Annotated in this window: 29 protein-coding genes, 2 tRNA genes and 1 other RNA gene; 22 read left to right on the top strand and 10 right to left on the bottom strand. The window is 37.9% G+C overall.

Features of this window, described 5'->3' with window-relative positions; genetic code table 11:
* Window positions 1–333 precede the first annotated feature (333 nt).
* Complete coding sequence (murQ, locus tag EAX61_RS07355) at window positions 334–1,149, top strand: N-acetylmuramic acid 6-phosphate etherase (RefSeq protein ID WP_121917029.1); 816 nt, start codon at window positions 334–336, stop codon at window positions 1,147–1,149.
* Entirely contained in the window at window positions 1,136–1,357 is a 222-nt protein-coding gene (locus EAX61_RS07350; protein WP_121917028.1) for a DUF6095 family protein, read from the top strand. Before murQ ends, EAX61_RS07350 begins: the two co-directional genes overlap by 14 nt.
* 1 nt (window position 1,358) lies before the next feature.
* Here EAX61_RS07350 and EAX61_RS07345 read toward each other — a convergent pair whose 3' ends face one another.
* The 3 genes from EAX61_RS07345 to EAX61_RS07335 all read right to left on the bottom strand — a co-directional run bounded on the left by EAX61_RS07345 (window position 1,359) and on the right by EAX61_RS07335 (window position 4,240).
* On the bottom strand, window positions 1,359–2,156 hold the full coding sequence (locus EAX61_RS07345; protein WP_121917027.1) for an FAM151A/B family protein: 798 nt from the start codon (window positions 2,154–2,156) through the stop codon (window positions 1,359–1,361).
* Window positions 2,128–3,228: a phosphoethanolamine transferase gene (locus tag EAX61_RS07340; protein ID WP_161555205.1), complete on the bottom strand. Its 1,101-nt coding sequence runs from the start codon at window positions 3,226–3,228 to the stop codon at window positions 2,128–2,130. Before EAX61_RS07340 ends, EAX61_RS07345 begins: the two co-directional genes overlap by 29 nt.
* Window positions 3,229–3,730: 502 nt before the next feature.
* The gene (locus tag EAX61_RS07335) at window positions 3,731–4,240 is read right to left on the bottom strand and encodes a DinB family protein (RefSeq protein ID WP_121917040.1); all 510 of its coding nucleotides are present in this window, start codon (window positions 4,238–4,240) and stop codon (window positions 3,731–3,733) included.
* 133 nt (window positions 4,241–4,373) lie between these two features.
* On the opposite strand from EAX61_RS07335, the gene EAX61_RS07330 reads away from it, so the two are divergent.
* The 4 genes from EAX61_RS07330 (at window position 4,374) to EAX61_RS07315 (ending at window position 7,680) form a co-directional block, all read left to right on the top strand.
* On the top strand, window positions 4,374–5,138 hold the full coding sequence (locus EAX61_RS07330; RefSeq protein ID WP_236642001.1) for a Rossmann-like and DUF2520 domain-containing protein: 765 nt from the start codon (window positions 4,374–4,376) through the stop codon (window positions 5,136–5,138).
* Complete coding sequence (locus EAX61_RS07325; RefSeq protein WP_121917025.1) at window positions 5,122–5,649, top strand: KdsC family phosphatase; 528 nt, start codon at window positions 5,122–5,124, stop codon at window positions 5,647–5,649. Before EAX61_RS07330 ends, EAX61_RS07325 begins: the two co-directional genes overlap by 17 nt.
* A 119-nt stretch (window positions 5,650–5,768) precedes the next feature.
* The gene (corA, locus tag EAX61_RS07320) at window positions 5,769–6,848 is read left to right on the top strand and encodes a magnesium/cobalt transporter CorA (protein WP_121917024.1); all 1,080 of its coding nucleotides are present in this window, start codon (window positions 5,769–5,771) and stop codon (window positions 6,846–6,848) included.
* Between the two features lie 28 nt (window positions 6,849–6,876).
* Window positions 6,877–7,680 carry a TerC family protein gene (locus tag EAX61_RS07315; RefSeq protein WP_121917023.1) on the top strand — a complete coding sequence of 268 codons (804 nt, stop codon included), beginning with the start codon at window positions 6,877–6,879 and terminating at the stop codon, window positions 7,678–7,680.
* Here the strand turns inward: EAX61_RS07315 and EAX61_RS07310 are convergent.
* Both EAX61_RS07310 and EAX61_RS07305 read right to left on the bottom strand, forming a co-directional pair.
* The gene (locus EAX61_RS07310) at window positions 7,667–8,611 is read right to left on the bottom strand and encodes a calcium/sodium antiporter (RefSeq protein ID WP_121917022.1); all 945 of its coding nucleotides are present in this window, start codon (window positions 8,609–8,611) and stop codon (window positions 7,667–7,669) included. The genes EAX61_RS07315 and EAX61_RS07310 overlap by 14 nt on opposite strands.
* Before the next feature lie 194 nt (window positions 8,612–8,805).
* Window positions 8,806–10,239 (bottom strand): ATP-dependent DNA helicase, encoded by a 1,434-nt coding sequence (locus EAX61_RS07305; RefSeq protein WP_121917021.1) that lies wholly within the window; start codon window positions 10,237–10,239, stop codon window positions 8,806–8,808.
* 117 nt (window positions 10,240–10,356) lie between these two features.
* Here EAX61_RS07305 and EAX61_RS07300 point away from each other — a divergent pair, with 117 nt between their 5' ends.
* Genes EAX61_RS07300 through EAX61_RS07290 form a run of 3 tightly spaced genes read left to right on the top strand, consistent with a single transcriptional unit; the run spans window position 10,357 to window position 12,363 of the window.
* Complete coding sequence (locus EAX61_RS07300; protein ID WP_121917020.1) at window positions 10,357–11,016, top strand: hypothetical protein; 660 nt, start codon at window positions 10,357–10,359, stop codon at window positions 11,014–11,016.
* Complete coding sequence (locus EAX61_RS07295; RefSeq protein WP_121917019.1) at window positions 11,006–11,800, top strand: DUF3822 family protein; 795 nt, start codon at window positions 11,006–11,008, stop codon at window positions 11,798–11,800. Before EAX61_RS07300 ends, EAX61_RS07295 begins: the two co-directional genes overlap by 11 nt.
* Window positions 11,797–12,363 (top strand): RsmD family RNA methyltransferase, encoded by a 567-nt coding sequence (locus EAX61_RS07290; RefSeq protein WP_121917018.1) that lies wholly within the window; start codon window positions 11,797–11,799, stop codon window positions 12,361–12,363. Before EAX61_RS07295 ends, EAX61_RS07290 begins: the two co-directional genes overlap by 4 nt.
* Before the next feature lie 178 nt (window positions 12,364–12,541).
* Here the strand turns inward: EAX61_RS07290 and rnpB are convergent.
* Window positions 12,542–12,865, bottom strand: an RNA gene (gene rnpB, locus EAX61_RS07285) — RNase P RNA component class A.
* Between the two features lie 170 nt (window positions 12,866–13,035).
* Here rnpB and yaaA point away from each other — a divergent pair.
* The 3 genes from yaaA (at window position 13,036) to EAX61_RS07270 (ending at window position 16,290) form a co-directional block, all read left to right on the top strand.
* Window positions 13,036–13,800 (top strand): peroxide stress protein YaaA, encoded by a 765-nt coding sequence (yaaA, locus tag EAX61_RS07280; RefSeq protein WP_121917017.1) that lies wholly within the window; start codon window positions 13,036–13,038, stop codon window positions 13,798–13,800.
* 3 nt (window positions 13,801–13,803) lie between these two features.
* Window positions 13,804–14,463: a uracil-DNA glycosylase family protein gene (locus tag EAX61_RS07275; protein ID WP_121917016.1), complete on the top strand. Its 660-nt coding sequence runs from the start codon at window positions 13,804–13,806 to the stop codon at window positions 14,461–14,463.
* A 72-nt stretch (window positions 14,464–14,535) separates the two neighbouring features.
* Window positions 14,536–16,290, top strand: a complete 1,755-nt coding sequence (locus EAX61_RS07270) for a M14 family metallopeptidase (RefSeq protein ID WP_121917015.1) — start codon at window positions 14,536–14,538, stop codon at window positions 16,288–16,290.
* Here the strand turns inward: EAX61_RS07270 and EAX61_RS07265 are convergent.
* Window positions 16,258–16,881, bottom strand: a complete 624-nt coding sequence (locus tag EAX61_RS07265) for an NUDIX hydrolase (protein WP_121917014.1) — start codon at window positions 16,879–16,881, stop codon at window positions 16,258–16,260. The two genes, EAX61_RS07270 and EAX61_RS07265, sit on opposite strands and share 33 nt — an antisense overlap.
* Window positions 16,882–16,888: 7 nt before the next feature.
* Here EAX61_RS07265 and pyrE point away from each other — a divergent pair, with 7 nt between their 5' ends.
* The 6 genes from pyrE to EAX61_RS07235 all read left to right on the top strand — a co-directional run bounded on the left by pyrE (window position 16,889) and on the right by EAX61_RS07235 (window position 21,344).
* Window positions 16,889–17,530, top strand: a complete 642-nt coding sequence (gene pyrE, locus EAX61_RS07260) for an orotate phosphoribosyltransferase (RefSeq protein ID WP_121917013.1) — start codon at window positions 16,889–16,891, stop codon at window positions 17,528–17,530.
* A gap of 19 nt (window positions 17,531–17,549) precedes the next feature.
* Window positions 17,550–17,942, top strand: coding sequence for an SRPBCC family protein (locus tag EAX61_RS07255; protein ID WP_121917012.1), 393 nt, complete (start codon window positions 17,550–17,552; stop codon window positions 17,940–17,942).
* A 100-nt stretch (window positions 17,943–18,042) separates the two neighbouring features.
* Window positions 18,043–18,888: a transketolase gene (locus tag EAX61_RS07250; protein ID WP_121917011.1), complete on the top strand. Its 846-nt coding sequence runs from the start codon at window positions 18,043–18,045 to the stop codon at window positions 18,886–18,888.
* 71 nt (window positions 18,889–18,959) lie between these two features.
* Window positions 18,960–19,661: a hypothetical protein gene (locus tag EAX61_RS07245; RefSeq protein ID WP_147448351.1), complete on the top strand. Its 702-nt coding sequence runs from the start codon at window positions 18,960–18,962 to the stop codon at window positions 19,659–19,661.
* Window positions 19,658–20,611, top strand: coding sequence for a transketolase family protein (locus EAX61_RS07240; protein ID WP_121917009.1), 954 nt, complete (start codon window positions 19,658–19,660; stop codon window positions 20,609–20,611). The genes EAX61_RS07245 and EAX61_RS07240 overlap by 4 nt, the downstream gene beginning before the upstream one ends.
* Before the next feature lie 118 nt (window positions 20,612–20,729).
* Window positions 20,730–21,344, top strand: a complete 615-nt coding sequence (locus tag EAX61_RS07235; RefSeq protein ID WP_121917008.1) for a porin family protein — start codon at window positions 20,730–20,732, stop codon at window positions 21,342–21,344.
* A gap of 84 nt (window positions 21,345–21,428) precedes the next feature.
* On the opposite strand, the gene EAX61_RS07230 is transcribed toward EAX61_RS07235, so the two are convergent.
* A complete protein-coding gene (locus EAX61_RS07230) occupies window positions 21,429–22,691 on the bottom strand; it encodes an FKBP-type peptidyl-prolyl cis-trans isomerase (protein ID WP_147448350.1) in 1,263 nt (420 codons plus the stop codon).
* Between the two features lie 85 nt (window positions 22,692–22,776).
* Here EAX61_RS07230 and EAX61_RS07225 point away from each other — a divergent pair, with 85 nt between their 5' ends.
* Together EAX61_RS07225 and EAX61_RS07220 are read left to right on the top strand one after the other, a co-directional pair.
* The gene (locus EAX61_RS07225; RefSeq protein ID WP_121917006.1) at window positions 22,777–23,169 is read left to right on the top strand and encodes an RNA-binding S4 domain-containing protein; all 393 of its coding nucleotides are present in this window, start codon (window positions 22,777–22,779) and stop codon (window positions 23,167–23,169) included.
* 18 nt (window positions 23,170–23,187) lie between these two features.
* Complete coding sequence (locus EAX61_RS07220; protein WP_121917005.1) at window positions 23,188–23,691, top strand: phosphoribosyltransferase family protein; 504 nt, start codon at window positions 23,188–23,190, stop codon at window positions 23,689–23,691.
* On the opposite strand, the gene EAX61_RS07215 is transcribed toward EAX61_RS07220, so the two are convergent.
* Window positions 23,683–24,207, bottom strand: coding sequence for a shikimate kinase (locus EAX61_RS07215; protein WP_236642000.1), 525 nt, complete (start codon window positions 24,205–24,207; stop codon window positions 23,683–23,685). The genes EAX61_RS07220 and EAX61_RS07215 overlap by 9 nt on opposite strands.
* Before the next feature lie 119 nt (window positions 24,208–24,326).
* Between EAX61_RS07215 and EAX61_RS07210 the strand changes: the two genes are divergently transcribed.
* Together EAX61_RS07210 and EAX61_RS07205 are read left to right on the top strand one after the other, a co-directional pair.
* Window positions 24,327–24,399 (top strand) — tRNA-Lys (locus EAX61_RS07210).
* Window positions 24,400–24,449: 50 nt separating this feature from the next.
* Window positions 24,450–24,535 (top strand) — tRNA-Leu (locus tag EAX61_RS07205).
* A 196-nt stretch (window positions 24,536–24,731) separates the two neighbouring features.
* On the opposite strand, the gene EAX61_RS07200 is transcribed toward EAX61_RS07205, so the two are convergent.
* Window positions 24,732–26,426: a hypothetical protein gene (locus tag EAX61_RS07200; protein ID WP_121917004.1), complete on the bottom strand. Its 1,695-nt coding sequence runs from the start codon at window positions 26,424–26,426 to the stop codon at window positions 24,732–24,734.

Below are 26,426 nucleotides of genomic sequence, written 5' to 3'. Positions count from 1 at the left end.
TTAGGTAATATATCTCCTAAAGAATACATGCCCAGATTTGATGAAGAATTTAAATTCTTCATCAAATCTGACCTAAATAATAATTATTTGTCGAATTTTAAGGTGTCCTAATTAGGGGAAGCCTACATTGGTATTTTTAGTATTGATATATTCCGCTGAAAAAGCAGCACTGACAATCACCTCAAGATGCTTTTTCTTAATCCAAGCCCAAGCGCCAGCCAAGCGGAGCGAGACAACTCTTAAGTTCTCAAGTCATTTTTCATTTTCAAGTTTGAGTTCAGGTTCGATTTCATCAAGGGTTTGCTTATTTTTGAATCTCCAAAACTTTGCAAAGTGTCCTTTACAAGAACAACAGAACAAGACTCCAATTACGACCATCTCGAAAAGATGTCCACAAGCCAATTATTATCCAACATAAATGCCGAAGATCAAACGGTGCCCCTGGCTGTTGAAAGATCTATTCCTCAAATAGAAATACTGGTGAATCAGATTGTTCCAAAACTAGAAAACGGAGGCAGGCTTTTTTATTTGGGCGCAGGAACCAGCGGTAGATTAGGTGTGGTAGACGCGAGCGAGTGCCCACCTACATTTGGCGTAGCGCCAGATGTGGTCATTGGTCTCATTGCTGGAGGAGACAAAGCCATAAGAAATGCAGTCGAGTTTGCTGAGGATAGTGACAATCAGGGATGGAAAGACCTCACCGAATGGAATATCTCCGAAAAGGATGTCGTAATAGGTATCGCAGCTTCTGGAACAACTCCTTACGTAATTGGAGCATTGCAAGCTTGTAATGACAACAGTATTATCACAGGTTGCATTACTTGTAATGCTGGAAGCCCCCTAGCAACAACTGCACAATTTCCCATTGAAGTTGTGGTAGGTCCAGAATTTGTTACTGGAAGTTCACGTATGAAAGCTGGAACTGCTCAAAAGTTAGTGCTCAACATGATATCAACCGCAGTAATGATAAAGCTAGGTCACGTCAAAGGAAACAAAATGGTGGACATGCAACTGAGCAACCATAAGCTCGTAGGGCGTGGAACGAAGATGGTGATGGCAAGCTTACAAATAGAAGAAAAAGAAGCAAATGCCCTTTTACTAAAGCACGGAAGCGTGCGCAAAGCCATAGAGAATTATGCACACAAATAAAGAAAAACTTTTTAAAGGTATTAAGTTAATGGGAGGCACCTTGTTTTTACTGGTTGCCGCTCCTATTATTTTAAATTCATCTTTTAAGAATCAAGACCATCCCTTATTTATACCTGTATTGGGGATTGGCCTTATTTTATTTGTGGCCGCGATTTATTTTGGTTTCAAAGGCATAAAAACGTTGATGCGGGCGCTTTTTGATGATTGAGCTAATAATTTCCACTACGGGCAATGTATCTATGCAAAACTACCTTAATCTGATCATCAGATAGCAATTTATGTTTACGTCTAGCTCTAATAGCGCTATTATATATACTTTTAATTGAGTAGAATGGTACTCTTTCTGATTCAAGATGAATCGTCCAAGTAAGGATTGATTTACTTGGAAAATTCTCTTTTAATAAGTCAACATCGTCTTTATGCGTTGAAATAAATGTCGGTTTAGACGCGTCTATATTAGATGCAATTTGTTTTAAAAGGTTACTTCTTTCAGTATCCTTTTGAGTTGTAAGGCTACCTGGTAAGTAATACGATGTTCTATAACCTGAGTTAAAAAAAGAACTGAGAAATTGTGGGTTTCTAGATTCTACAATTATTTGATTACGAGATATACTAAACATAAGACATATTTCCTCTAAACGATTGAGTGCAGCACTTTCATTACTTGCATCTAAATTTTTAAAATCAAGCCAAATTTGTTGTTCCTCTCTCCTTTCTATCGCTTCAAAATATTCATTTAAGGACAAACCTGTCGGGGGTGCAGGAGGATGATAGACTTCAAAAAGATTATTTTCTAAATCGTATACCACGTCCAACTCTACTCCGATATACTTAGATTGGACTTCATTTAATTTAGCAATAGAATTAACTCTATGGACCCAAACTTTTTCAGGATACATTTCTCTTAAAAGATCATCTTGAAAATTTAATAACAGAACTATGACAAACCAAAAAAAAACTACAGCTATTAGGACAACCTTACTGATTTTCACAAAACGTTTCTTCATATGTTCCTTTTTTAGAAATGAGTCTTTCACTGTTTTCAAATTTAGGACTCACCAAGCTATTTTTTACATTTAAGCCATCAAATTGTATATCAGATAATTCGGCAAGAGTATGAATAAAGTGCTCTAATGTATACGGACGGTTTACATCAAATACTAATTTTTTGTTATCTAGAAGGTATTTTTCTGAGCGCCACAATAAGAACGGCACATCATACATAGGTTTTGACCCCTCTTCTTCTAAATGACCACTCATATTGAGAGTTTGATATACTTCTTCTCCGTGATCCGATAGGTAGATGACAAAACTCTTAAGTTGCTCCGTCTCAATTGAGGCTATTATTTCATTTACTATATAATCATTATAAAGAACTGCATTATCATATTCGTTTATGCTCTTGTAGGCATTTTCATTTCTAAATTGCGTCTTAGGTTCATTTTTGAAGAGGTCGTACTGCTCAGGATATCTTCTATGATAAGAAACATGAGTTCCCATAAGGTGTATCACTATAAATTTTTTATCATCTTTTTTGTTTAACACCTTTTTGAGAGGCTTGAGCACCTTCTCATCCAGAGAACCCTCAGAAACATCTGTAAAGATACTTGTATCACTTTGTCTAGATATTATACTTGTGGATGTCTCATAAATTCCCATAGGCCTTTGATTTGAAATCCAATAGGTGCCGAAACCCACATTATTAAATAGTTGTACTACCGTACTATTGTATTTTTTTTCAGGAATATCGTAGTCGCCTAATGTCAGCATCTTACCTAGAGATGTGATAGTATGAGTATGAGGCGATATAACATCGTTATAAATTAGCAGTTCATCCTGTCTTTTTCCTAATAAAGGATTTGTATCTCGATAATAATTATACAATGACATATGATCCCTCGTGGTAGATTCTCCTATTACTACCACATAAACTTCTTGGTCATTTTCTGAGTTATGAATCGTGTTTGTAAAATTACCATTTGGGGTTACTGAAACTGCGTCTAAAAGAGCTTTTTGTGATTCATAAAAACCAAGTACTTGAATAACTCTGTAGGGAAGAAATTGCTCCTTGAATGTCATAATACTACCAATGATTACAACCGATGTAATAATCGTCGATAAAACGCTTATTTTTTCTCTGCTTGTAGAGAATCTATTTTTTTTAACTTTTTTAAAACTAGCTATAATTCCAATGACTATAGACATTAGAATTAACGCTCCTATTACAAAATGACTTTTCTCAAAATAATTTTCTAAGAACTCTGCGGCCTCATTTGCGTTAGTTTCGAAGAATATTGAAATTGTCGAGGTAGTAATATTTGTATTAAATAATTGAGAGTGTATATACTCTACAAAAACCAACACACCATAAAATAAAGAGAAAAGAAAGGTCCAAATAATTCTTAAAAGTCTTTTTTTTAACAAAAAGATCAAACAAGAACTGAGAAGTAAAAGTAAAAAATAAACTAGGAGCTGTTTTTCCCCGACATTATCAAAAGTCAAGTAGTTCCAAAAAATGATTATGAAGCAAATAACGACGCCAAACTGAGTCAGTATATTCGTTTTCAAAACATAAGACATTTTAAATCCCCTCACGCTTAGGTACAGGCGTGCTAGGATTATACCCAAAACCTTCAATGGCCACCTCGCACTTCATTGCTTGTAACATATAGCTTATGATGGCATAATGGTGTGTGGCGTGGGTATTTGCTTGGGCGAGAATGCTTTCAAGCGTGTACATTATCGTTACTTTACCTTGACCTAGGTTGTCTGTAACGTGCAGTAAATAATCTGTATTTACACCCACAAAGGAAGAAAGCTGTTGTTGTATCTCGTAAATGTGATTTTTACAAGCTTCTGGATTACAAGAGATTACCTCATCTCGTTTACGGGCAGTCAGATCTATTTTGTTTTCTTGTAAACCATCAATAATACAATCAAAGAAATCTAAGGCGTGCCTTAAGTGAGAGCCTATACTGCTGTAGTAAGGCCCTACCGAAACGTCTGTATAAATCTCTGGAGAAATCCCGTCTATGAGGGAAATGGCATTTTGTAAATTCTGGTTAATTGCTTGAACAATTGTCGCTCGCATAAATCTTCTTCCTTTTTGGCTAAATATAAGTATTATAAGTCGCACCACCATACGAATAATCTCTTGCCTAGTAAAACTAATTAATTTGCCCGCAAGCATTCTAAATCCTTTATGAAACTCCTATTTTTACATTGTGATACAAGTAAACATTATAGGTACAGGCAATGTCGCGTGGCATTTAGCCAAGCGGTTCGAGACCCTGCCATCCGTACGTTTGAAACAGGTATGTGGCCGGTCACCGGTCGCACTAACGCCCTTTGTAGACCTCGCCCGCAAAACGGCAAGCATAGAAGATTTAAAACCTGCAGATGTGACTATCATTGCTGTAAGCGACGATGTCATTGCTTCGGTTTCAGAGCAGATTCCTTTTTCAAATCAACTCGTGGTGCATACCTCAGGGAGCATCCCAATGGAAATGTTAAGCATCAAAAACCGAAAAGGCGTCTTCTACCCTGCTCAAAGCTTCTCTATGGAAGATAAAGTAGACTTTAAAAATGTCCCACTTTGTCTGGAGTTTGAAGATAAAGCCGATAAAAAACTATTGAGCGAACTCGCATTGAACCTCTCTGAAAATATCCATATTCTAAATAGTGCACAGCGACAGCAATTGCATATTGCAGCCGTATTTGCAAATAATTTTACAAACTATTGTTACACTATGGCAAAGGAGATATGCGATGAGCATCGTATCCCGTTCTCATTGTTGCATCCATTAATGGAAAAAACCGTCGCAAAGGCAATGGCACACAGTCCACAATTAATGCAGACAGGTCCTGCCCGTCGTGGAGACCATAACGTCATCGAGCAACACATCGCTAAGTTAACATCACAAAATCAAGTTGATCTCTACAAGGCAATATCAACTTCCCTTCTCAAGCATTATGGAAAAGAGTTATAAAGAATACCTACATAAGATTACAACCTTCATTTTTGACGTAGACGGAGTTCTTACAGATGGAATATTACACATCACTACAGATGGCAGGATGCACAGAGAGATGAATGTAAAAGATGGATTTGCCATGAAGGAAGCTTTAAATAGAGGCTTTAACCTCTGTATTATTACTGGCGGGACAGATGAAGGTGTACGTTTACGTCTTCAGGCATTGGGCATACAGGATGTATTTCTGGGCGCCCACGAAAAAATGAAGCAACTTAATGAGTATTTAGAAAAGGAAAATATCGCTCCAGAAAACGTGCTGTATATGGGCGATGATATCCCGGATTATCCCGTGATGAAAATCGTCGGGTTACCTACTGCTCCTCAGGACGCTGTAAAAGAAATTAAGGAGATTTCCAAATATGTCTCCCATAAAAACGGCGGTAAAGGCTGTGTGCGTGATGTTATTGAGCAGGTTTTAAAGGTGCAGGGAAAGTGGATGCAGGGATTTGATGCTGGTGGCCATTAAAATTTGAGTATCGCTATTTGTATAATTTTAGACGAAGGACTTGCTATTTTAAGTAAATTTTATGGAGTATTACGCTTTCGCGAAAGCGCACTAAACCCAATTATTACTACTTTTAAATCATGAAGTTAAAATCAAAGGTTACAGCACCATTTAAGCGCAAGTCGCACGCCACAATTCCTGGTTCTATTATTTATACCGGTAACAATACGGTCGAAAAGGTAAGCGTACATCACCTCAAATACGACGAATTCAAAGCAGAAGATAGGGTTTTTGACAGTAACGAAAAGGGAACTTTACTCCCTTCTGATGAGGATATTGTAGACTGGTACGACGTAAGGGGAATGCAAGATACGAACCTTATAGAAGCCATAGGAAAAACCTATGGCATTCACCCACTTATTTTAGAGAGTATTGTGGATGTGAACCAGAGGCCACGTTTTGACGAAAATGAGAAAGGCATATTTATCACCATTAGAGCGCTCCACTTTGATAAGGAAAAACAGGAAATCTCAAAAGAACACGTAGCGATATACCTTATTAAAGGTTTGGTCATCTCTTTTCAAGAGACATCGAGCGATCTCTTTGAATCTGTGCGAGACCGCATCCTAAGCTCTAAAGGTAGAGTAAGACAGCGAGGTTCAGATTATTTAGTGTATGCGCTTCTAGATGCAATCATCGATAATTATTACATAACCCTAGATTCTTTTGAAAGCGTCATTGAACAGGTAGAAGATGACGTCATGGAAGATCATCACGAGGATATTAAAGGTGATATTCATAATCTCAAAAAGGAACTTATCGTGGTTAGAAAATCTATTGCACCATTACGTGAGGCATTGAGTCGTTTCTCAAAGACCGAAAATACGATTGTATACGAAAGCACCTTTGATTACTTGAGAAGTCTTTATGAGAATACGGTACAGATTATGGACTCGGTCGAGTCTTATCGCGATATGCTTAACAGTTTACAAGATCTTTTTATGACAGAGGTAAGTTATAAGATGAATAAGGTGATGCAGGTGCTTACCATTGTCTCCACCATCTTTATCCCACTTACGTTTGTAGCAGGGATATACGGGATGAACTTTGATCATATCCCAGAACTTCATTTTAAGAATGGATACTTTATTGCGTGGGGTTTTATGATTGTAGTAGCGCTCCTGCTGGTGTATTATTTTAAAAGAAGAAAGTGGCTATAAATATTTAAGTGAATTAATTTAAAATACGATGCTTGATTTTCTCCTATCCAGTGATGCTTTGCTTGCATTACTTACGCTTACCTTTCTTGAGATTATTCTTGGGATTGATAATATTGTGTTTATATCCATTGCGGCAAACAAGCTTCCTGAAGAACAACGCTCCAAGGCAACGAACATCGGTTTGATCCTAGCGCTCGTACAACGTGTGATCCTGCTGTTCTTTGTTTCTTTTTTGATAGCATTAAGTAAGCCTTTCTACACGATAGACACGGAGTGGTTACACGTCGGGTTAAGCTGGCAAGGCATTATTTTACTTCTAGGAGGATTGTTCTTGATTTGGAAAAGTACGTCAGAGATCCGTGAGAAAGTAGAGGCTCCCGCACACGATGAGAACGAAGTAAAAGGAAAGGTCATAAAATCCCTAGGACAAGCTATTGTTCAAATTTTAATCATTGATTTTATATTCTCTATTGACTCTATTCTGACTGCCGTTGGGATGACTAATGGTCTTTCTAGCAATAGTAACTACAACCTGGTTTTAATGATTATCGCCGTAGTGATATCCATTTTCATAATGATTGTATTTGCAAATAAGATTCGCCGCTTCATTGACGCAAACCCCAGCATACAGATACTTGGATTGTCATTCTTGATCTTGATAGGGTTTATGCTGATTACAGAAGCCGCACATCTATCACACGTTAAGTTCTTTGGCAACGAGGTGGGTGCAATTCCTAAAGGATATCTCTATTTTGCCATCGCTTTCTCTATGCTTGTAGAATTTATCAATCAGAAAGTCGCAAAAAAATCTAAGAAGGCTAAAGAAAAGTAAGCGCCAGAAAAAGCGCGTAGGCCCCAAAAAGAATAAAACCTTTATACTTCCCTATCTCTAGACGTGTCGGGATAAACGCAAGTGGCAACAAGATCACGGCAAAACCAATGAGCCAAAAGATATTTGTGCTTAAAATCACATCATCTACCACGTTTATGGGTTTTACAATCGCCGTAAGTCCAAGTACAGAAGCGATATTAAAAATATTGGACCCTATAAGATTTCCTAGTGAAATGGCTTTCTCCTTTCTTAAGGCAGCAATGATAGATGCGGCTAGCTCAGGCACACTCGTCCCTATAGCAATGACCGAAACCGATATTACGTAATCACTCACCCCTACAGATGTTGCAAGATCTTTTGCTCCGCGTACTAGAAAATCAGATCCAAAATATAATGCTGCACCCCCAATAATGAGCCAGATTATTATTTTAAAATAACTACTGTCTGCCAGTTTCTCATCTACTTCTTCGGCGATGGGGACGCGTTGCTTTCTCGCTCTCTTTATTAAGAAAAAGAGATAAATGACTAAAGCTACGATTAATCCAATACCTTCAATTTGGCTAAGTTGCTTATCGTTTGCTAGCAGAAAATACAATGCAATAGAAAAGAGCATCATCACCGGCCAGTTGAATCTATAAAAATCACGGTCTACTCCTAGGGTTGAAATAATGGCCGTAAGCCCGAGAACAAGACCAATATTTGCAATATTTGAACCTATTACATTTCCTAAGGCTATGTCCGATAGGCCATCATATGCCGCCTGTAAACTCACCAAAAGCTCTGGCGCCGAAGTAGCAAAAGAAACTACCGTAAGACCAATAACCATCTTTGAGAGGTTGAGCTTAAAGGATAATCCCACAGAGGAACGCACGAGAAATTCCCCACCCACAACGAGCAGCAAAAAACCAATTAGCACCAAGAAAATACTCATAAATAATTTTTAATAGCGAAGATATGTAATTTGGTTGGTAGTCGGTAGTTGGTAGTTGGTAGTCGGAAGTCAAAAATCTAAGAACTATTTATTTCACGTCCTTATACTTTCTAACACATCGGTTTCTGATTTTAAATTTTTTTTCTCTTTTCAAAGTTTTTCATTCCGCTTTCGCGAAAGCGTAACCTAAAAAATTAATCTTCTACAAACATCTCATTTTTGAATCCTATGAGATAGAGTTTGTTTTTGGCTCGTGTAACAGCGGTGTAGAGCCATCTTAAGTAATCACGATTCATACCTTCTGGTAAATACGGCTGCTCTATAAATATTGTATCCCATTGTCCTCCCTGAGACTTGTGGCAGGTCACGGCGTATGAGAATTTAACCTGTAAAGCATTGAAATATTTGTTTGCTTTTATCTTTTGGAAGCGTTTGTAGTTTGCTTTTTCATCTGCATAATCTTTTTGAACTTCTAGATATAAAGTATTGCTGCTCTCGTAAGGCAATGACGGCGTTTCAAGAGTGAGGACATCGAGCATTACGACAGTATCAAAAGGCTTCATTTTAGGGTAGTCTACCATTTCTACACTCACCTCAGCAAATCGGAAGCCGTACAATTCTTTGATAGCGTTGATTTCCAAAATCCTGATAATATCACCATTTGCTATAAATCCCGCATCACTTTTTGGCTCTAGCCAGAAATAATTATTCTTTACAACCATAAGATGATCTCCAGCCGAAATTTCCTCTTCCTGAAAAAGAATGCGTGACCTTATTTGCTGATTATATAGGTTTGCTCTTTTATTAGATCGTACAATTATAGCCGTCTCTTCCATACCTACGCTATCGTAAGAATCTGTGATGGCATCCATTATTTCGTGACCATCTATTAAGCGCACAATATCAGTAAAACCAGTAATGTTAAATTTAAAATCTTCGAAGAGACCATCGGCTAGAAATTCTCTTATGGTAGTAGCATTAGATAATATTCCGCTATCCTGCGCTTGTCGCATCACCTCGTCCAGAAGCATCGTTTCTACTTCTTTATTATAGTAATTTGTGAGTGTTTTTATGTCTAATGCTGGCGAAACGTCAAGTTTTACAGGAGGCAACTGCGCATCATCGCCTATAAGGAGCAGCTTACATTGATGTCCAGAATATACATATTGCATTAAATCATCCAGTAGGGAGCCGTTTTCAAACAACTTACTATCGCTAGATCTATCTGAAATCATAGAGGCTTCATCTACTATAAACAAACAATTACGATGTTTATTAAGCTGTAATGTGAATGAAACGCCACCACCACGCACTTTTTTAGGAAAATAAATTTTTCTGTGAATGGTAAAGGCTTCCTTTTTACTGTAATTGCTTATCACTTTTGCTGCTCTTCCTGTAGGAGCCATAAGTACTGCGCTCATCTGGGCTTTCCATAAATCTGTAACCAGAGTACCTATTATTGTGGTCTTACCCGTACCAGCAAAACCTTTGAGTAAAAAGACTTTATTGTAGTCCTTATCGTATAAAAAGTGACTTAACTGCTGTAAAAGGATATCCTGTTTTACCGTCGGAGTATGCGGAAAATCTGCTTTCAAGGTGCGGTAAAATGCAGGAGCGTCTTTAATCATTCGTGAGTTTTAATACGGCTAAAGATAACAAAGGAAAATTGCGGGATAATCCTTTTGTCATTAAAAAAAAATTGTAGATTTGCTAGATACGTAACTAATATTTTAAATCACCTGCGGATGAAACTTTTACTACAACTTGTACTTTGGGCAGTTATCGGTTTACTGGGATACCTTCTTTTTAACGCTGTTTATGGCGAAGTAAAGTTTAATGAAATCAAAGAAAAGCGCTACAAAGCCGCTATTGCTAATCTTAGAGACATCCGTCAAGCACAGCTTGCTCACAAAACGGTGACTGGAAAATATGAAGGGGACTTTAATAAGCTAGTTCGTTTTATTGATACAGCAGAATTTACGCTTACACAACGTCGTGACTCTACAGTACGTGATGAAGTACAGTCCAAATTGCTAGGAGTAGATATGCAAATGGATATTGTTGTTATTGATACTTTGGGAACTCGATCTGTTAAAGATTCTTTATATAAAGGTCCAAACCCAGACCGTTACAAAACGATGATTAACGTCCCTATAGAAGGCGTAAATGCTAAGTTTGAAATGCAAGCAGGTTTTATAGAGAAGAGTAATCTTCAAGTACCTGTATTTGAAGCAAAAATTGCTAAAGACGTTCTTCTTGCAGACCAGCCTAAAGATTATGTTAGTAAAGAAAAACAAGTAATCTCAGTAGATGGTGTAAATGGTACACACCTTACCCTAGGATCTATGATAGATATTAATACTAACGGTAACTGGCCTAAGAGTTACGGTGCAAATGACGAATAAACAAGAACAAACCACATATAACAGAAGTCTGTCCATCCAAGTACGCTTAGATGGACTTTCTTTTTTTACGCAAAATCTAGATTCTAATGAGATTCTTGCTGCTGAAACAATGCCTTTTACTCATAAAGTAGACGCTGCTGGATTGTTGCCCAAAATTCAATCTATCTTTGAGAAGCATAAAGCTTTACAACATTCTTTTAAAGAGGTAAATGTCATTTACGTAAATGCACTTTTTACACTTGTTCCCAGAGCTCTATTTAAGGAATCCGCACTCACCGACTACCTAAAATTTAATACAAAAATTCTTAAAACGGACTTTGTAACATACGATGAGATAGCAAATCAAGAACTGATGAATGTATACATTCCGTATGCAAATGTGAACAATTTCTTCTTTGAAAAATTTGGGAGCTTCCGCTTCTATCACGCTATTTCAAAACTTATCGAGAAAATAGGAAATCAAGGTGCTATTAATCCAGAAGGATGTCTCCATATAAATATTCATAGCACCTCTTTTGAACTTGTCATCATTCAAAATAAAAAATTAAAGCTGGCAAATGTTTTTAACTATATTACAAAAGAAGACTTTATTTACTACATCCTCTTTACCATTGAACAACTGGAACTAGATCCAGAAAAACTGGAAGTAAAGATATCTGGAGCGATAGATAAGAATGACAAACGCTACACCTTTCTTTACAAGTACATAAGAAATATATCCATAAGCACTCCCGAACACAAAAAATTAGGGCCTGAAGGTCTACTCCTAAGCACATTATTATGACACGTATCGTTTCTGGAAAATATAAAGGTAGGCGTATCTCTGCTCCTAAAAAATTGCCAACACGTCCCACGACCGATATGGCTAAGGAGGCATTATTTAACATCCTAAGGCATAATTTTCACTTTTCTTCATTGCGCGTACTTGACCTTTTTGCAGGCACCGGGAACATAAGTTACGAATTTGGCTCAAGAGGCTGTCAAGACATTACTGCGGTAGATGCCCATTATGCTTGTGTCCAGTTCATTTCAAAAACTTCGGATGAGTTTGAATTTCCTATAGTTGCAATAAAAAGTGACGTTTACAAATATTTAGAAAAAGGAGCGTCAGGAAATTACGATATTATTTTTGCAGATCCTCCTTATGAATTTAGTGAAGAACAGTTTGGCAAGATCGCGCAACTTGTTTTTGAAAATAATCTACTTTCAGCAGATGGGATGCTCATCATTGAGCATAATAAAATGACAAAATTAAATAGTTATGCAAACTATGATGAGACGCGCAGTTATGGTGGGAACGCTTTTTCCTTCTTTTCCCTTACTTTAGAGGACGATGGTGAGGACTAAACTTCAGGTTAAACCTTAAATTTTGTTTACATTTTTATAATCGGTTCATCTTAATAGGTCTTATGCAAACTCTCCTTTGCAATAACATATACACTTAATATTTACTTTTTCCGCTTTCGCGAAAGCGGAATCCCAATTATTAATACAAAAATCGCCATACCCTAAAGTACGACGATTATGATAAAGCAAGTCTATAAGCCGGATTCTGTATCACGCAAGGCGTGACTTCTATCATTTATCTGGATGCTACATTACTGCAACACTCTAGCTGCCTACCCTCCCACAACGCACGGGACGCACTTAACTGTGGGTATACTTGACATTGCACCGCATAGAGTTTACCTGGTTTCACTACAGCATTATCTGTACATACTTTCTGTTGCACTGGTCCTCTCCCAAAACGAGTTTGGGACGACGGGGATTACCCGCTATGCTTCCCTACGGTGTCCGGACTTTCCTCCAGCTCGCCCTGAGACGTGCCAGCGATAGAACGACTTGCAAAGGCAAAAATACACTAACCTTTAGATTACAGACACATTTAATTTAAGAAACGAAACTAATTTTACAAATTGAACAGGCCATCACTTACCTACATCCATTCATAACCAAAAACAATCTCGCAGGCAATGTTTCCGATTGAGATTTCTTAATTTTGAGAAAAAGAAAACTGTTATGAAGATTGTCATTTCGCCAGCAAAGTCGCTCAACTTTGAGTCAGATTTACCTACAGCTAGAGGTACCCAGCCCAAATTTTTAGAACAAGCCGAAATACTCAATAAAAATCTCTCTCGCAAAACAAAAAAGGAAATAGGTGAATTAATGTCCATTTCTGAAAAGCTAGCAGATTTAAATTACCAACGCTACAACGACTTCGAAGTTCCTTTTACAAAAAGCAACGCGAGGCCAGCGATGTACACCTTTGATGGAGATGTGTACACAGGACTAGATGCATACACGATTCCAACAGAGAAACTGGATAAGCTACAAGATTCATTGCGTATTCTCTCAGGTCTGTACGGTATTTTACGACCTCTTGATTTAATGCAAGCCTATCGCCTAGAGATGGGGACCAAACTTAAAATCCAACGTAATGAGAATCTATATGAATTCTGGGGGGATACACTTACAGAAGCGTTAAATAAAGAAATGGAGGAAGGCGAGCTTTTTATTAATCTTGCGAGCAACGAGTATTTTAAGGTGCTACAGCCTAAAAAACTTAAAGTCCCAGTTATCACTCCTGTCTTTAAAGATTTTAAAAACGGAAAACTCAAAATTATATCCTTCTTTGCAAAGAAAGCTAGAGGATTAATGGTGCGGTACATTATAGATAAAGATGTGAAAACCATTGAAGACCTTAAAGGCTTCAATTATGAAGACTACGGATTTAGTGAGGAGCACTCTAATCTTGATAAGAATGAACTAGTTTTTATACGATAAATATTGAGCTTTTTCCATCATATCCATCCTTATCCACCTTTTAATCTTGAGAAAGCAACAAAGCTTATTGTAGGTACATTGCCTCCACCGAGATTTACAACGGGAGAATTAAAAAAGGGTGATGTAAACTTCTGCTATGGGAGTATTGATGGGCAATTGTGGCCTATACTCAATCAGCTATTTGACCTGCAATTAGATTTTGAGGATACTCGCAAAGCAATAGATCAACGTAAGGATTTTTTAAAATCGAGGGGAATTGGTGTGTGCGATATTGTTGCCTCATCACGGAGAGATAAAATAGATGCCTCAGACATCGGGATGCAAGCGGTGGAGCTGCGTAATCTTTTAGGATATCTCGAGAAACACACTCAGATAGATACATTGCTTTTTACAGGTGGCAATAGTAAAAATGGACCAGAATATTTTTTTAGAAAACATATCAAACCACTCGGCATAAAACTAAAAACCTTATCAAACGAAGTACCCAGACAATATTCTTTTGAGTGGAAAGGGCGGACGATTAATACGGTTTCTCTCACCGCTCCATCTGGAGCGGCAAATCGTGCTGTGGGGAGCATTGCGCTTTACAAAGATCTTAAGGCAAAGGATCCCTCGTTTACGACCATCGATTTTAGAGCAATGCAGTACAAACCTTTCTTTTAAGACAGCGCTTAAAACATCTCATGCTTTCAGATTTCCAGTCTCTTTGTATCTTCACAACTCTATCTCAATTTTATGAAAAACATTCTTTACATAGCCATTTGCATACTTGCACTAGGTTGTAATCAAAATAGCACCGCTCCCTCTGATATCGATTTTACAACCACTTTTGAAAAAAGTGAGGGTACTAAAACGCCCACGTATGACGAAGTAATTTCCTTTTACAAAGATCTGGATAATGCCTATCCTTCCATAAAAACCTATGAAGTAGGAACTACGGACATCGGGCAACCATTAACGTTAGTCACTTTTAATCCCAATCGCTCTTTTGACAGCGAGTTTGCAGAAGATATGGATGTACGCCGTATTTTAATCAATAATGGAATCCACCCCGGTGAGTCAGACGGTATAGATGCCACGATGATGCTTATGCGCGACCTCGCAAATGGAACTATCGCAACTCCTGAGAATACTTGGATAGGTGCCATTGCAGTATATAATATAGGTGGGGCACTTAACAGAAACAGTACAACAAGAACAAATCAAAACGGACCCGAGGAATACGGTTTTCGTGGTAACGCTCGCAACTATGACCTAAACCGTGATTTCATCAAGAGAGATACGAAAAACGCTCAAGCCTTTGCCGAAGTTTTTCACCTCGTCACTCCAGACGTTTTCATAGATAACCACGTGAGCAACGGCGCGGATTACCAGTATGTACTCACTCACCTTTTTACACAACACAATAAATTGGGAGGCGCTCTAGGTGAATATCTAAACCAAGATTTTCGCCCACAAGTTGAGGCCAGTTTGAAGGCCAAAGACTGGGAAATCACACCCTACGTAAATGTCTTCAACAGTACGCCGGAGCAAGGATTCTCACAGTTTATGGATTCACCCAGATATTCCACCGGCTACACGTCGCTGTGGAACACGCTGGGCCTAATGGTAGAAACCCATATGCTCAAACCCTACAAACCTCGGGTAGAGGGCACTTACGAACTGATGAAAAGCGTCATAGAAATCACCGAAAAAGAAGGCTCTAGGATTAAGAATTTAAGGGAGGATGCTTTTAACGCTTTCGCGAAAGCGGAAACCTACCCTATCCAATATGCCATAGACAGCACCCGCATTTCAACTTTAGAATTTTTGGGGTATGAAGGCGCAATGCAACTTAGTGAAGTGACAGGAATGCAACGCCTAAAGTATGACACCGATAAGCCGTTTACTAAAAATGTCACCTACTACGACTACTTTAAACCAACGAAAGAAGTCACCATTCCAAAGGCCTATTTCATCCCGCGAGGATACAGAGATATTGCGCTGATTTTAAAGGAAAATGACATCCGTTTTGACCAACTGAAACAGGACACCACATTTACTGCCGAAGTGTACCACATAGCAAGTTACGATACCCGCCGAAGTCCCTACGAAGGACATTATGCCCATTATAATACTGAGGTTAGAAAAAGTAATGAGGAGGTAACCATAAAAAAAGGAGGTTACGTAGTATCGTTAGAAGACAACAAGCAAGGATTGCGGTACCTGCTAGAAACGCTAGAGCCAGAAGCGGTGGACAGTTTCTTTAACTGGAATTATTTTGATACCATCTTACAACAAAAAGAAGGTTTCTCTCCTTATGTTTGGGAAAACAAAGCCTTAGAGTTTTTGAACAACAACCCTGAGATAAAAGCTGAATTTGAAGCAAAAAAAGAAGAAGACTCTCAGTTTGCTCAAAATTGGTACGCACAATTAGACTGGATTCACAAGCAATCCCCTTATTACGAGAAGGCACATCTACGCTACCCTATCGTTAGGATGCTTCGTTAAGTATACTTTAGGGAATAGTAGTTTTATGTTTTCGTAGGATTTGTTTAAAGCTTTTTGTGATTTTTGGAAATTAAGCCATTTTGCTTTTTTTATGCCTTCCTTCTTTTGGGGTAAAAGTTCATTAGTCGAGCTAGTATGCATCTCATACCAAAATGTTTCCTTAAGACGAAATTTTCCATTGCGCTTAAAAACGTGATAGGTGATTTCTAGCGGTTTTGTGATTTTTAAACCTTCAACACCAGTTTCTTCTTGGACTTCTCGCAGGGCGCATTCTTCTATATCTTCTCCCTTTTCTATTTTACCTTTAGGCAAATCCCAACGTCCATTACGGTGAATGAATAATATTTCTTTATTGTCATTATAAACAAGCCCCCCTCCAGCTACGACTAGTTTCATTTTCTTTTTGAGGTGTGCCAATAATTTCTCCTCATTACGATGATAAAGATTAATGTAGAGTTGCTCTCCGTCATATATTTTTTTTATCAACTTCTTGAGCTTAACCGATTTAATAGGAATCGATTTATATTTCTTTCCTATATCCTTTTCGGTTGTGAGTATAATAGGAATATCATTCACAAAAACTTTATACATTTGCAGTATGATTTTAGACAAAGAAACGGCAAAAAAAACTGCCGAACTTTTACTGCAAATTAACGCAATAAAATTACAACCACAAGCACCTTTTACTTGGGCATCGGGATGGAAATCTCCTATTTATTGCGATAACCGCATCACACTCTCTTATCCAGCAATTAGAAATTTCCTGCATCAAGAGATGGCAAAGCAGATAGAACGCGTGTACGGGAAACCAGACGCCATTGTAGGAGTAGCAACTGGAGCTATAGGAATTGGGATGCTAGTAGCAGATTATCTAAACTTACCCTTTGCCTACGTACGCCCAGAGCCAAAAAAGCACGGACGTAAAAATCAAATCGAAGGTCACTTAGAACCTGGAAGTTCTGTTGTAGTCATAGAGGATCTCATAAGTACAGGAAAAAGTAGTCTTATGGCGGTTGAAGCGCTAAAAGCCGAAGGAGCGCATGTAAAGGGGATGCTGGCTATATTTACGTACGGTTTTGAGACAGCTTCAGAGAATTTTGAAAAAGCGGCTATACAACTACATACACTTAGCGATTATTCGCACTTGTTAGAACAAGCGGCAGATACTAATTATATTACAACTCAAGAACAAGAAGCTCTACAATCGTGGCGTAGTGACCCAGCAAACTGGGGGCAATAAACCTTTTAACACCAACTCAATGAATTTAGAAAGTCCAATAAAAACAGTTAACGCATCTCCAGAAAAGGTTTACAACTTCCTAATGGATATCGGTAATTTTGAAAAATTAATGCCAGAGGATACTAAGTTTGAAAAGATAAGCGACGAGCGTTTTCTATTTGCACTTAAAGGTATGCCAGAAATCGTTCTAGATCTCAAGGAAGGAACTCCTTACTCAGAAGTAGTATTGGGAGCAGCAAGTGATAAACTTGCGTTTACCCTAACTGCAGATATCAATGAGATAGATGAAGATGAAACTGAGGTGCAACTACTCTTTGAAGGTACATTTAATGCAATGATGCGTATGATGATTAAAGGTCCCATCACAAAGTTTATTGCAACATTATCAGATAATATGGATAGGATAGAATAATATATCAATTCCATAAAAGTATACTGAACCCCGAAATCTAATTCGGGGTTCATTGTTTAAAGGCAATCAAAACAGTATTTTTATCTTAAAATATAAAACAATGGCAGACATACAGCAACTAGAGGCATTTGTCACACAAGTACGCAGGGACATCTTGCGCCAAGTACATAAAGTAAATTCAGGACACCCTGGGGGTTCATTAGGATGCGCAGAGTTTTTTGTCGCCCTATATCAGGAAGTTATGGAGCGTAGAGATGGATTTGATATGGACGGTATTGAAGAAGACCTTTTCTTTCTTTCTAACGGTCACATATCTCCCGTTTTTTATAGTGTTTTAGCTCGTTCTGGATACTTCCCAGTAGAAGAGCTCAATACATTTAGACTGCTCAACTCAAGACTTCAGGGACACCCTACTACGCATGAAGGTTTACCAGGAATACGAATCGCTTCTGGCTCTCTAGGTCAAGGGCTTAGTGTTGCCATAGGTGCCGCACAGGCAAAAAAGCTTAATAAAGATAAGCACACGGTTTTTGCTCTGATGGGTGACGGTGAACTTCAAGAGGGTCAGAACTGGGAGGCAATTATGTATGCTGCTGCAAACCAAGTAGATAATCTTATAGCCACAGTAGATCTTAATGGACAGCAGATAGACGGAAGTACAGATAAGGTTTTGGATTTAGGAAATGTACGTGCAAAGTTTGAAGCCTTTGGCTGGACGGTATTGGATATAGAAGATGGCAATAACCTTTCGGCTATTATCAATGGACTGAAAAAGGCAAAATCACTTTCTGGTAATGGAAAACCTGTTTGTATCCTCCTTCACACCGTGATGGGAAATGGTGTAGATTTTATGATGCACACCCACGCCTGGCACGGGAAAGCGCCTAACGATGAGCAACTAGCAGATGGCTTATCTCAAAACCCAGAAACTTTAGGAGACTACTAAAAGGTTTACGCTTTCGCGAAAGCGTAAATATCACAAAAAATTTAAGTAACGTACTAATATTTAAGATTGATATGAAGAAAATTACTTTAGTAGCTTTATTTCTGTTCTCGCTTGTTACCCATAGTCAAAATAATATGTATTCTTTTGATTACGTGGTGGATTATGAAATTCCAAACCGAGAAAAGCAAACCACAGATACCGTAAAAGTTGCATTTCATAAAGAAGGCAAATATCTCTGGAGTAATTCTGATTTTATTGCCAAAAGCTTAGGGCAGGGCTTTCTCTCAAATAATCCTAAGGTGGAAAATTCATTAACTTCAAATATTGTATTTGAGTTAGAAACTGGAGATTTAATTGTAGGATTAGAAAATGATGACACTGCCATGATGATGAAATTAAATGCTGGACAATTCTTGAAGCAAGATAATCTAGCAAAGATGGACGATATAGCACTCAAAGTAATTTCTACCGGACAGACGAATGTGGTTATGGGCAGCGAATACCCTATTTATGAAATTTATCCCTCCAATAATCCAGGTAGCTCTATGTTAATGACAATAGATGATTCTAAGGATATAAACTCCACAGCAATATTTCAATACATTGTAGAGATGGTCGCCGGAAAGAAATTAAATAAACCTCTGACTAAAGATCTACCTAAAGGGCTTATTATAAAGGTAGAACAAAATGGAAATCAATTACTTTCTGCCATCAGAATAAACGAGGAGAAAAAAACAATACACTACGATTACTATTTAGGAGAAAAGTTATGAAAACATACGAAAATACAGGAAGTAAAGATACACGCTCGGGTTTCGGGGCAGGACTGACGGAATTAGGTAGAACAAATGAACATGTTGTTGCGCTTTGTGCAGATCTTATAGGCTCACTAAAAATGCAACAGTTCATCGATGAAAATCCAGAACGATTCTTCCAAATAGGTATCGCCGAAGCAAATATGATGGGCATCGCGGCAGGTCTTACAATTGGAGGAAAAATACCCTTCACAGGAACCTTTGCAAATTTTTCTACAGGTCGTGTTTATGATCAAATAAGACAATCTATTGCCTACTCGGGCAAGAATGTGAAGATCTGTGCCTCACACGCTGGACTCACTCTAGGTGAAGATGGGGCAACGCACCAGATTCTTGAAGATATCGGGTTAATGAAGATGTTGCCAGGAATGACCGTAATTAATACTTGTGATTATAATCAAACGAAGGCTGCCACTATTGCCATTGCAGACCATAAAGGGCCAGTTTACTTGCGTTTTGGACGTCCAGTTGTGCCCAACTTCACACCAGCAGATCAGAAATTTGAAATAGGAAAAGCAGTACAATTGCAAGAAGGAAATGACGTCACTATCGTAGCTACAGGACATTTAGTCTGGGAAGCGCTAGAAGCGGCTAAAACTTTAAATGAAAAAGGCATCAGTGCAGATGTTATTGACATTCACACTATAAAACCTCTTGACAAAGAAGCCATTCTCAAATCTGTTAAGAAAACAGGTTGTATTGTCACTGCCGAAGAGCATAACTATTTAGGTGGTCTAGGAGAAAGCGTGGCTCGTGAACTATCACTAGAACATCCTACGCCACAAGAATTTGTGGCAACACAAGATACCTTTGGAGAAAGTGGAACTCCTGCCCAGCTTATGGAAAAATACGGACTTAATGCTGATGCTATTGTAAAAGCAGCACAAAAAGTTGTAAAAAGGAAATAAAGACACCCTAACATACGTTTTTTAGAAACATAAGGCAGAATATTGAAACATTCTGCCTTTTTATTTGTCATTAATCAAGTATTAGGTAATGGAGCCTAGTATTAAAAAACAAACAATTATGAAAATTTTCATTGTGACCGTAATGCTCTTATCAGGCATCACGGCTTTCGGACAGAATTCATCCTTTGGTATTAAAGGAGGTCTTAATTATGGGGCCACGGGAGACTTAACGACTTTTTCTATTTTTGGAGATGGTAAAATAGATAGCGAAAACAAGGCCGGGTATCATTTTGGAATATTTGGAAAGATCGAATTTTCCGGTATTTTTCTTCAGCCAGAACTTGTTTACACTAAATTAAACTCAGGTTTTGAAGACAACGATCTCGACGCACGATATGACATCCGTAAGATTGATCTTCCCGTTCTAGTTGGTATTCATATTTTAGGGCCTCTTAATATAAAAGCAGGTCCGTCCCTACAATACATACTTGATGATGAATTTGAAGCAAATACTGATTCCTTTGATCTCGAAGATCCAGAAAATGATGTTACCGTGGGTTATCAGATAGGCGCAGGCCTAGATTTAGGTAAACTAGAAATTGATCTAAGATATGAGGGGGCTTTCCAAGAGAATGAAGTTGTGTCAAGTACAGAAGTACAAGATGCAGGTTTTAGAATCGATACTAGACCAAAACAATGGATCATCAGTTTATCTTATAAATTTGGCAATTAAGTTTTGATTATTATTCAATTAAAAAGGGCTCTTCAAATGAAGAGCCCTTTTTTTATTTTTTACGCTTTCGCGAAAGCATAAGAATCAACTATCTGCATCCAGATAATCCGGAATCCCATCACCGTCCGAATCAAAGTAAATGATGGCTCCTGTATTGGAATTTGTTCTAAGCTCACTTGCCGTAGGGCGACCGTCACCATCGTCGTCCGTATCCAGATGATCTGGCGTTCCATCGCCATCTGTATCCTTGTAAGAATCAAATACTTCTACTTCCTCTCCATCCACAATACGCACTACAAAATTAACTTCCAACCTCGTGATAACGTTATCATTATCATCATCTGAATCTCTAAAATTAAATGCTAGATCTCCATCTGTATTATCTGCATCTTCGTCATCGTCAAAAAGGAAGCCGTTGTTATTTATATCTTCATCTATGGAAATAATTCCATCTTGATCATGGTCTGTTTCGATTGAAAAAAAGTGATCAAAAGTAAAAATAAGGGGTGAATATAGTGGAATATTAGAATTTGGTGGTGCATTGAAGTAAGCGAGACCGCTAGGAATAAATATAGCACCTATTTCAAAATTATTATCAAAAGATGGAGTCCCATCTGAACTTATGGAAAAACCACTTGTTGACTTAGACCCCGCAATTCCGTTTGTAAACCCTTCAATACCTTGAGTTAAATCAAACCAAGTAGGTTGGGGTGCGCTATCAAAGATCGTAACTTGTCTGTCTATAACACCATCTCCATTCTCATCTTGAACACCATCATCTGTTACTTGATCATTATCATTATCCGCATCTTCTGCATCTATTATACCATCCCCATCAGAATCTTGTGCGCTACTATTTTCATCAGCGTCTGCATCTGCGTAGTCCTTAATTCCATCCTCGTCACCATCGGCAAAACGACCTAAATTAGAACCTCTATATTTTATAAAAACAGAGTCTGCGATTGTGGGAACATGTAGTGTTTCGCCTTCGGTACCCACAGTTTGTCCTTCTCTTGCCGTAAGGATATAAAGTGTTTGGTCTGTATCAAAACGATTGATGGTCTTTGATGTAACTTGATCAATCATAGGAATCTTATCCGAATTATCACCTTCAATTTTCTCAAATCGTATTTGGAAATCAAATCCTGCTGGCGGGTTTTCGAATTCCTCATAGTTATAAAAATATGTTTCTAGAAACATTCTTATTCTTGCATCGTCAGTAGCAGCTTGTTCTCCACGATCACGCGGTGGGACAGAAACAATACCGTCATCGTCATCGTCATTTCGACAAGAAAAACAAAGTATAGTAAGCAATAGTAGGCTTAGTGCAAATCTAATTTTCATCATTATAGTTTAGAGCGCGCAAGATACAATTTTGATGTATTTTTGCGACGTTGTATATACAGATTAACGCACTTTTAAGTTATTTTATATGAGAGTTGATAAATATTTGTGGTGTATTCGTTATTTTAAGACAAGAACAGTTGCGACTACAGCCGTAAAAAAAGGTCAAATTCGTGTAAATGGAGATGTAGTCAAACCTTCTAGAGATGTCTTTCAACAAGATAAAATTACTGTGCGTAAAAATCAAGTAGATTACGAGATCATTGTGCTGGATTTACCAGAAAGTAGACTGGGCGCGAAGCTTGTAGATATTTATAGGAAAGATGTTACCCCAAAAGAGAATTTAGAAAAACTAGATTTACTCAAATATTCAAAGGACTATTATCGAAAGAGAGGTACGGGCAGACCCACAAAAAAGGACCGCCGTGACATAGATGATGTTTACTCTCAAGATAGTTTTTTTATAGATGATGAGGAATAGTTTAAAAATTAGAAGGAAATGAAAGTCAAACTTGAAAAAATACTCGACAATAAGGCAATTGAGCACAAGACAAGGCGCATAGCTTATCAAATTTATGAAAGTAATGTTTCTGAAGATGAAGTAATTCTAGCTGGAATTGCAGATAATGGATATAAGTTTGCTCAACGCCTCTCTCATATGTTATCAGAAATTGCTCCTTTTACAACTGTCCTTTGTAAAGTAAGTATGGATAAGAAAGAACCTCTGGGAACCGTATCTACAAGTCTTAATTCCTCGGAGTATCAAAACAAGTCTGTAATCCTTATAGATGACGTCTTAAATTCGGGTACGACTTTAATATATGGTGTTAAACATTTTTTAGAAGTACCGCTCAAACAATTTAAAACTGCTGTCCTAATCAATAGAAATCACAAGAAGTTTCCTGTAAAAGCTGATTTTAAAGGCATCTCTCTTAGCACATCCCTTCACGAGTCTGTGAGAGTGACGTTCAGGAAAGGTAATGATATGGCAATTTTAGAATAAAATACTGATAATTTTATTTATAGTTTCTTCTTCAGACTCACTCCCAATCTTCAGTATGATTTCTGCCTGATTATAAAAATAACTACGTTCAAAAAGGTGTTTTCTCACATAATCCTCCAAAGCTTCGTAAGTGTCTATCGTGGCGACTAGGGGTCTATTGTTATTATTATCCCAGAGTCGACGTGCAAGAGCTTTATAGGAAACGTTGAGATATATTGTTTTTACCTTTGCCCTTTGTAATCGGTCCATATTGTTTCCGTAGCAAGGTGTTCCACCTCCTAAAGCAATTACACGACCTCCTTCTTTTTCTAATAGAAGTTCTTCTAAATACTTCATTTCTATTTTTCTGAAGTATATCTCGCCTTTAGTTTTGAATAGTTTAGGAATAGACATCCCTTCATTTTCTTCAATGAAATCATCAAAGTCTACAAACGAACGATCCATTTTATCTGCAAGCAAACGACCTATTGTCGATTTACCAGACCCCATGTACCCAATTAAATAAATATCCATCATATATAAATTACTGAAAACAAAGGTATTCCTTACGCTCAAGAAAAAGATTATTTTTTTTTCAAAAAAGGCTTGGCATAAAACATTTAATGCTCGTATATTTGCACCCGCATTCAGGCAATGACCTGGTAGCTCAGTTGGCAGAGCATCTCCCTTTTAAGGAGAGGGTCCCGGGTTCGAGCCCCGGCCAGGTCACTAAAAGTCGCGCATTATGTGCGACTTTTTACTTTTTGATTTTTTTTTCTACCCGGGTGCTGAAATTGGTAGACAGGCACGGTTGAGGGCCGTGTGCACTAGTTGCGTGTGGGTTCAAGTCCCATTCCGGGTACCAAAAAAAACCCCGTAAACGTCTTGTATACGGGGTTTTCTTATTTACCACACCTATCTTTAAACTAGATTGATCCCGTAGGACACTAGCTCAAACAAGAATATCCTTAAAACATAAAATTCCTATCTCATAAAATGAGGATAGGATTGCTTGTAACATACCAATACAGCACTAAAACTTAACTTTGCAAAATGAACTTTTATTGCAATACCACATCACTATACTTTGCAGTAATAGTAATTACATTTCCAGTACTTCTAGATTTATGAAATCCGTTTACCATTTCAGTTGAACCATTTTTTATAGATTTAGTTTCCAACTGACTCGGTAATAAAAAATCATTATGCTCTCCACTGTAGCTAAAATTAAATGCAGTCTGTGGCAATTTTAATGCGAGATCACTATTCTCCAGAATGATTGTAAGCGAGCCAAAATCATCACTCACATTGGGAATAGATAATTTTCCAAAAGACCCAGAAATCATTCCAGAACCTGTAAGTCTTGTAATATTTACATCGCTCGAGTTGGAGGTAAGTGCAATATCGCCAGCAGTGGCGATATTGCAATCTTTTACGTGACTTGCTTTAAGGGATCCTCCATTCCAGTTACCTATGGCAATTGGGCTATAGGAAACGTCAATATCAGTTTTATTACCGCTTAAGGTAAGCGCAGTAAAATTGCCGTGAGATACGTTTGCTTTAGCATTGTAAACCTCTGCCATTTTTACTTTACCATAGCGCACATTAAGATCAAGTTCTGCTTTTTTAGGCATCTTTATTTTGATAATCCGCTTTACATTACGTGTGCTTTTACGGTCATTGTCCGTATCATAAGAGAAACTAAAACCCTTACTTTTATTACCATTTTCATCTATGTTTTCTCTAGTTTCCCAATCGGCTTCGTGCTCTTCTGCCCATTTTTCCATTTTCTTACCAAAGTTTTCACCCCATTCTTCCATGTCTTTTCCGAAGCTTTCTCCCCATTTCTCCATAGATTTTCCAAAATTTTCTCCAAAAGCTTCTCCCCACTTCTCCATAGACTTTCCGAATTCTTCACCCCACTCTTCCATATCCTCACCAAATTTTTCTCCCCAGTCCTCCATCTTATCTAACCAGTTGTCAACCTCGCGTACCGTAACTTTTGTGCCATACTTTTTATTGAGCATCGCAACATAACCTTTCTTATCCTTTTCATATTTATCACTATCAAAGGTCATAGAACCTCCACTTTTAAAAGGCCATCTCGGAATTCCAGAAATACCCTCTAAGTTAAGTGCCCATTGTTCGGAATTTTCATCTATCTCCTTTTCCCACTTCTCCATTGCTTTGTCAAAATCTGGCCCAAAACTCTTATCCATTTCCTTTTCCCATCGCTTGATATAAGCTTTACCCTCTTTTCTGTATGCCTCGTGGTCAAATTTTACTTTGCCCATTTCTTCATAATATTCCTTAGGCAATTTTGCTCCCGTAAAACTTTCTAAAAAAGGACCTACAAGGCCTTCCATTACGGGCTCAACGATGCTTAGTGATTGTCCTATGATACCTCCTAAGTCAATTTCGAGATTATCTAATTCGTCTAGATCATAGACTTTTGCATCCTTAAAACCATTACGACTTGAGATACGCACATTATTGCTGTTACCCGAGACATTAAGATCCCATTCTCGTACCGCATCTGCCGCTCCTTCTCCTTCGATGTAAGCCTCTACTGAAACTTCGTTCTTGTTCCAAGTCTCAAAAATTACGTCTGCATATCGGGTATCTACATCAATTTCGACATCGCTATTTACATTAAAACGTTCGTTTAGTTTTTCCTTTTTGGCTTGTGCCACGGCATTTCCTGAGATCACAAATAATGCGATGAGAAATAATCCTTTATAAAATATTGTTTTCAT

The organism is Dokdonia sinensis (assembly GCF_003688895.1).
In the GTDB taxonomy this organism is placed as follows: domain Bacteria; phylum Bacteroidota; class Bacteroidia; order Flavobacteriales; family Flavobacteriaceae; genus Dokdonia; species Dokdonia sinensis.
Note: the sequence above shows the minus strand (reverse complement) of the source record. Positions and strands in the feature narration are given on the sequence as shown.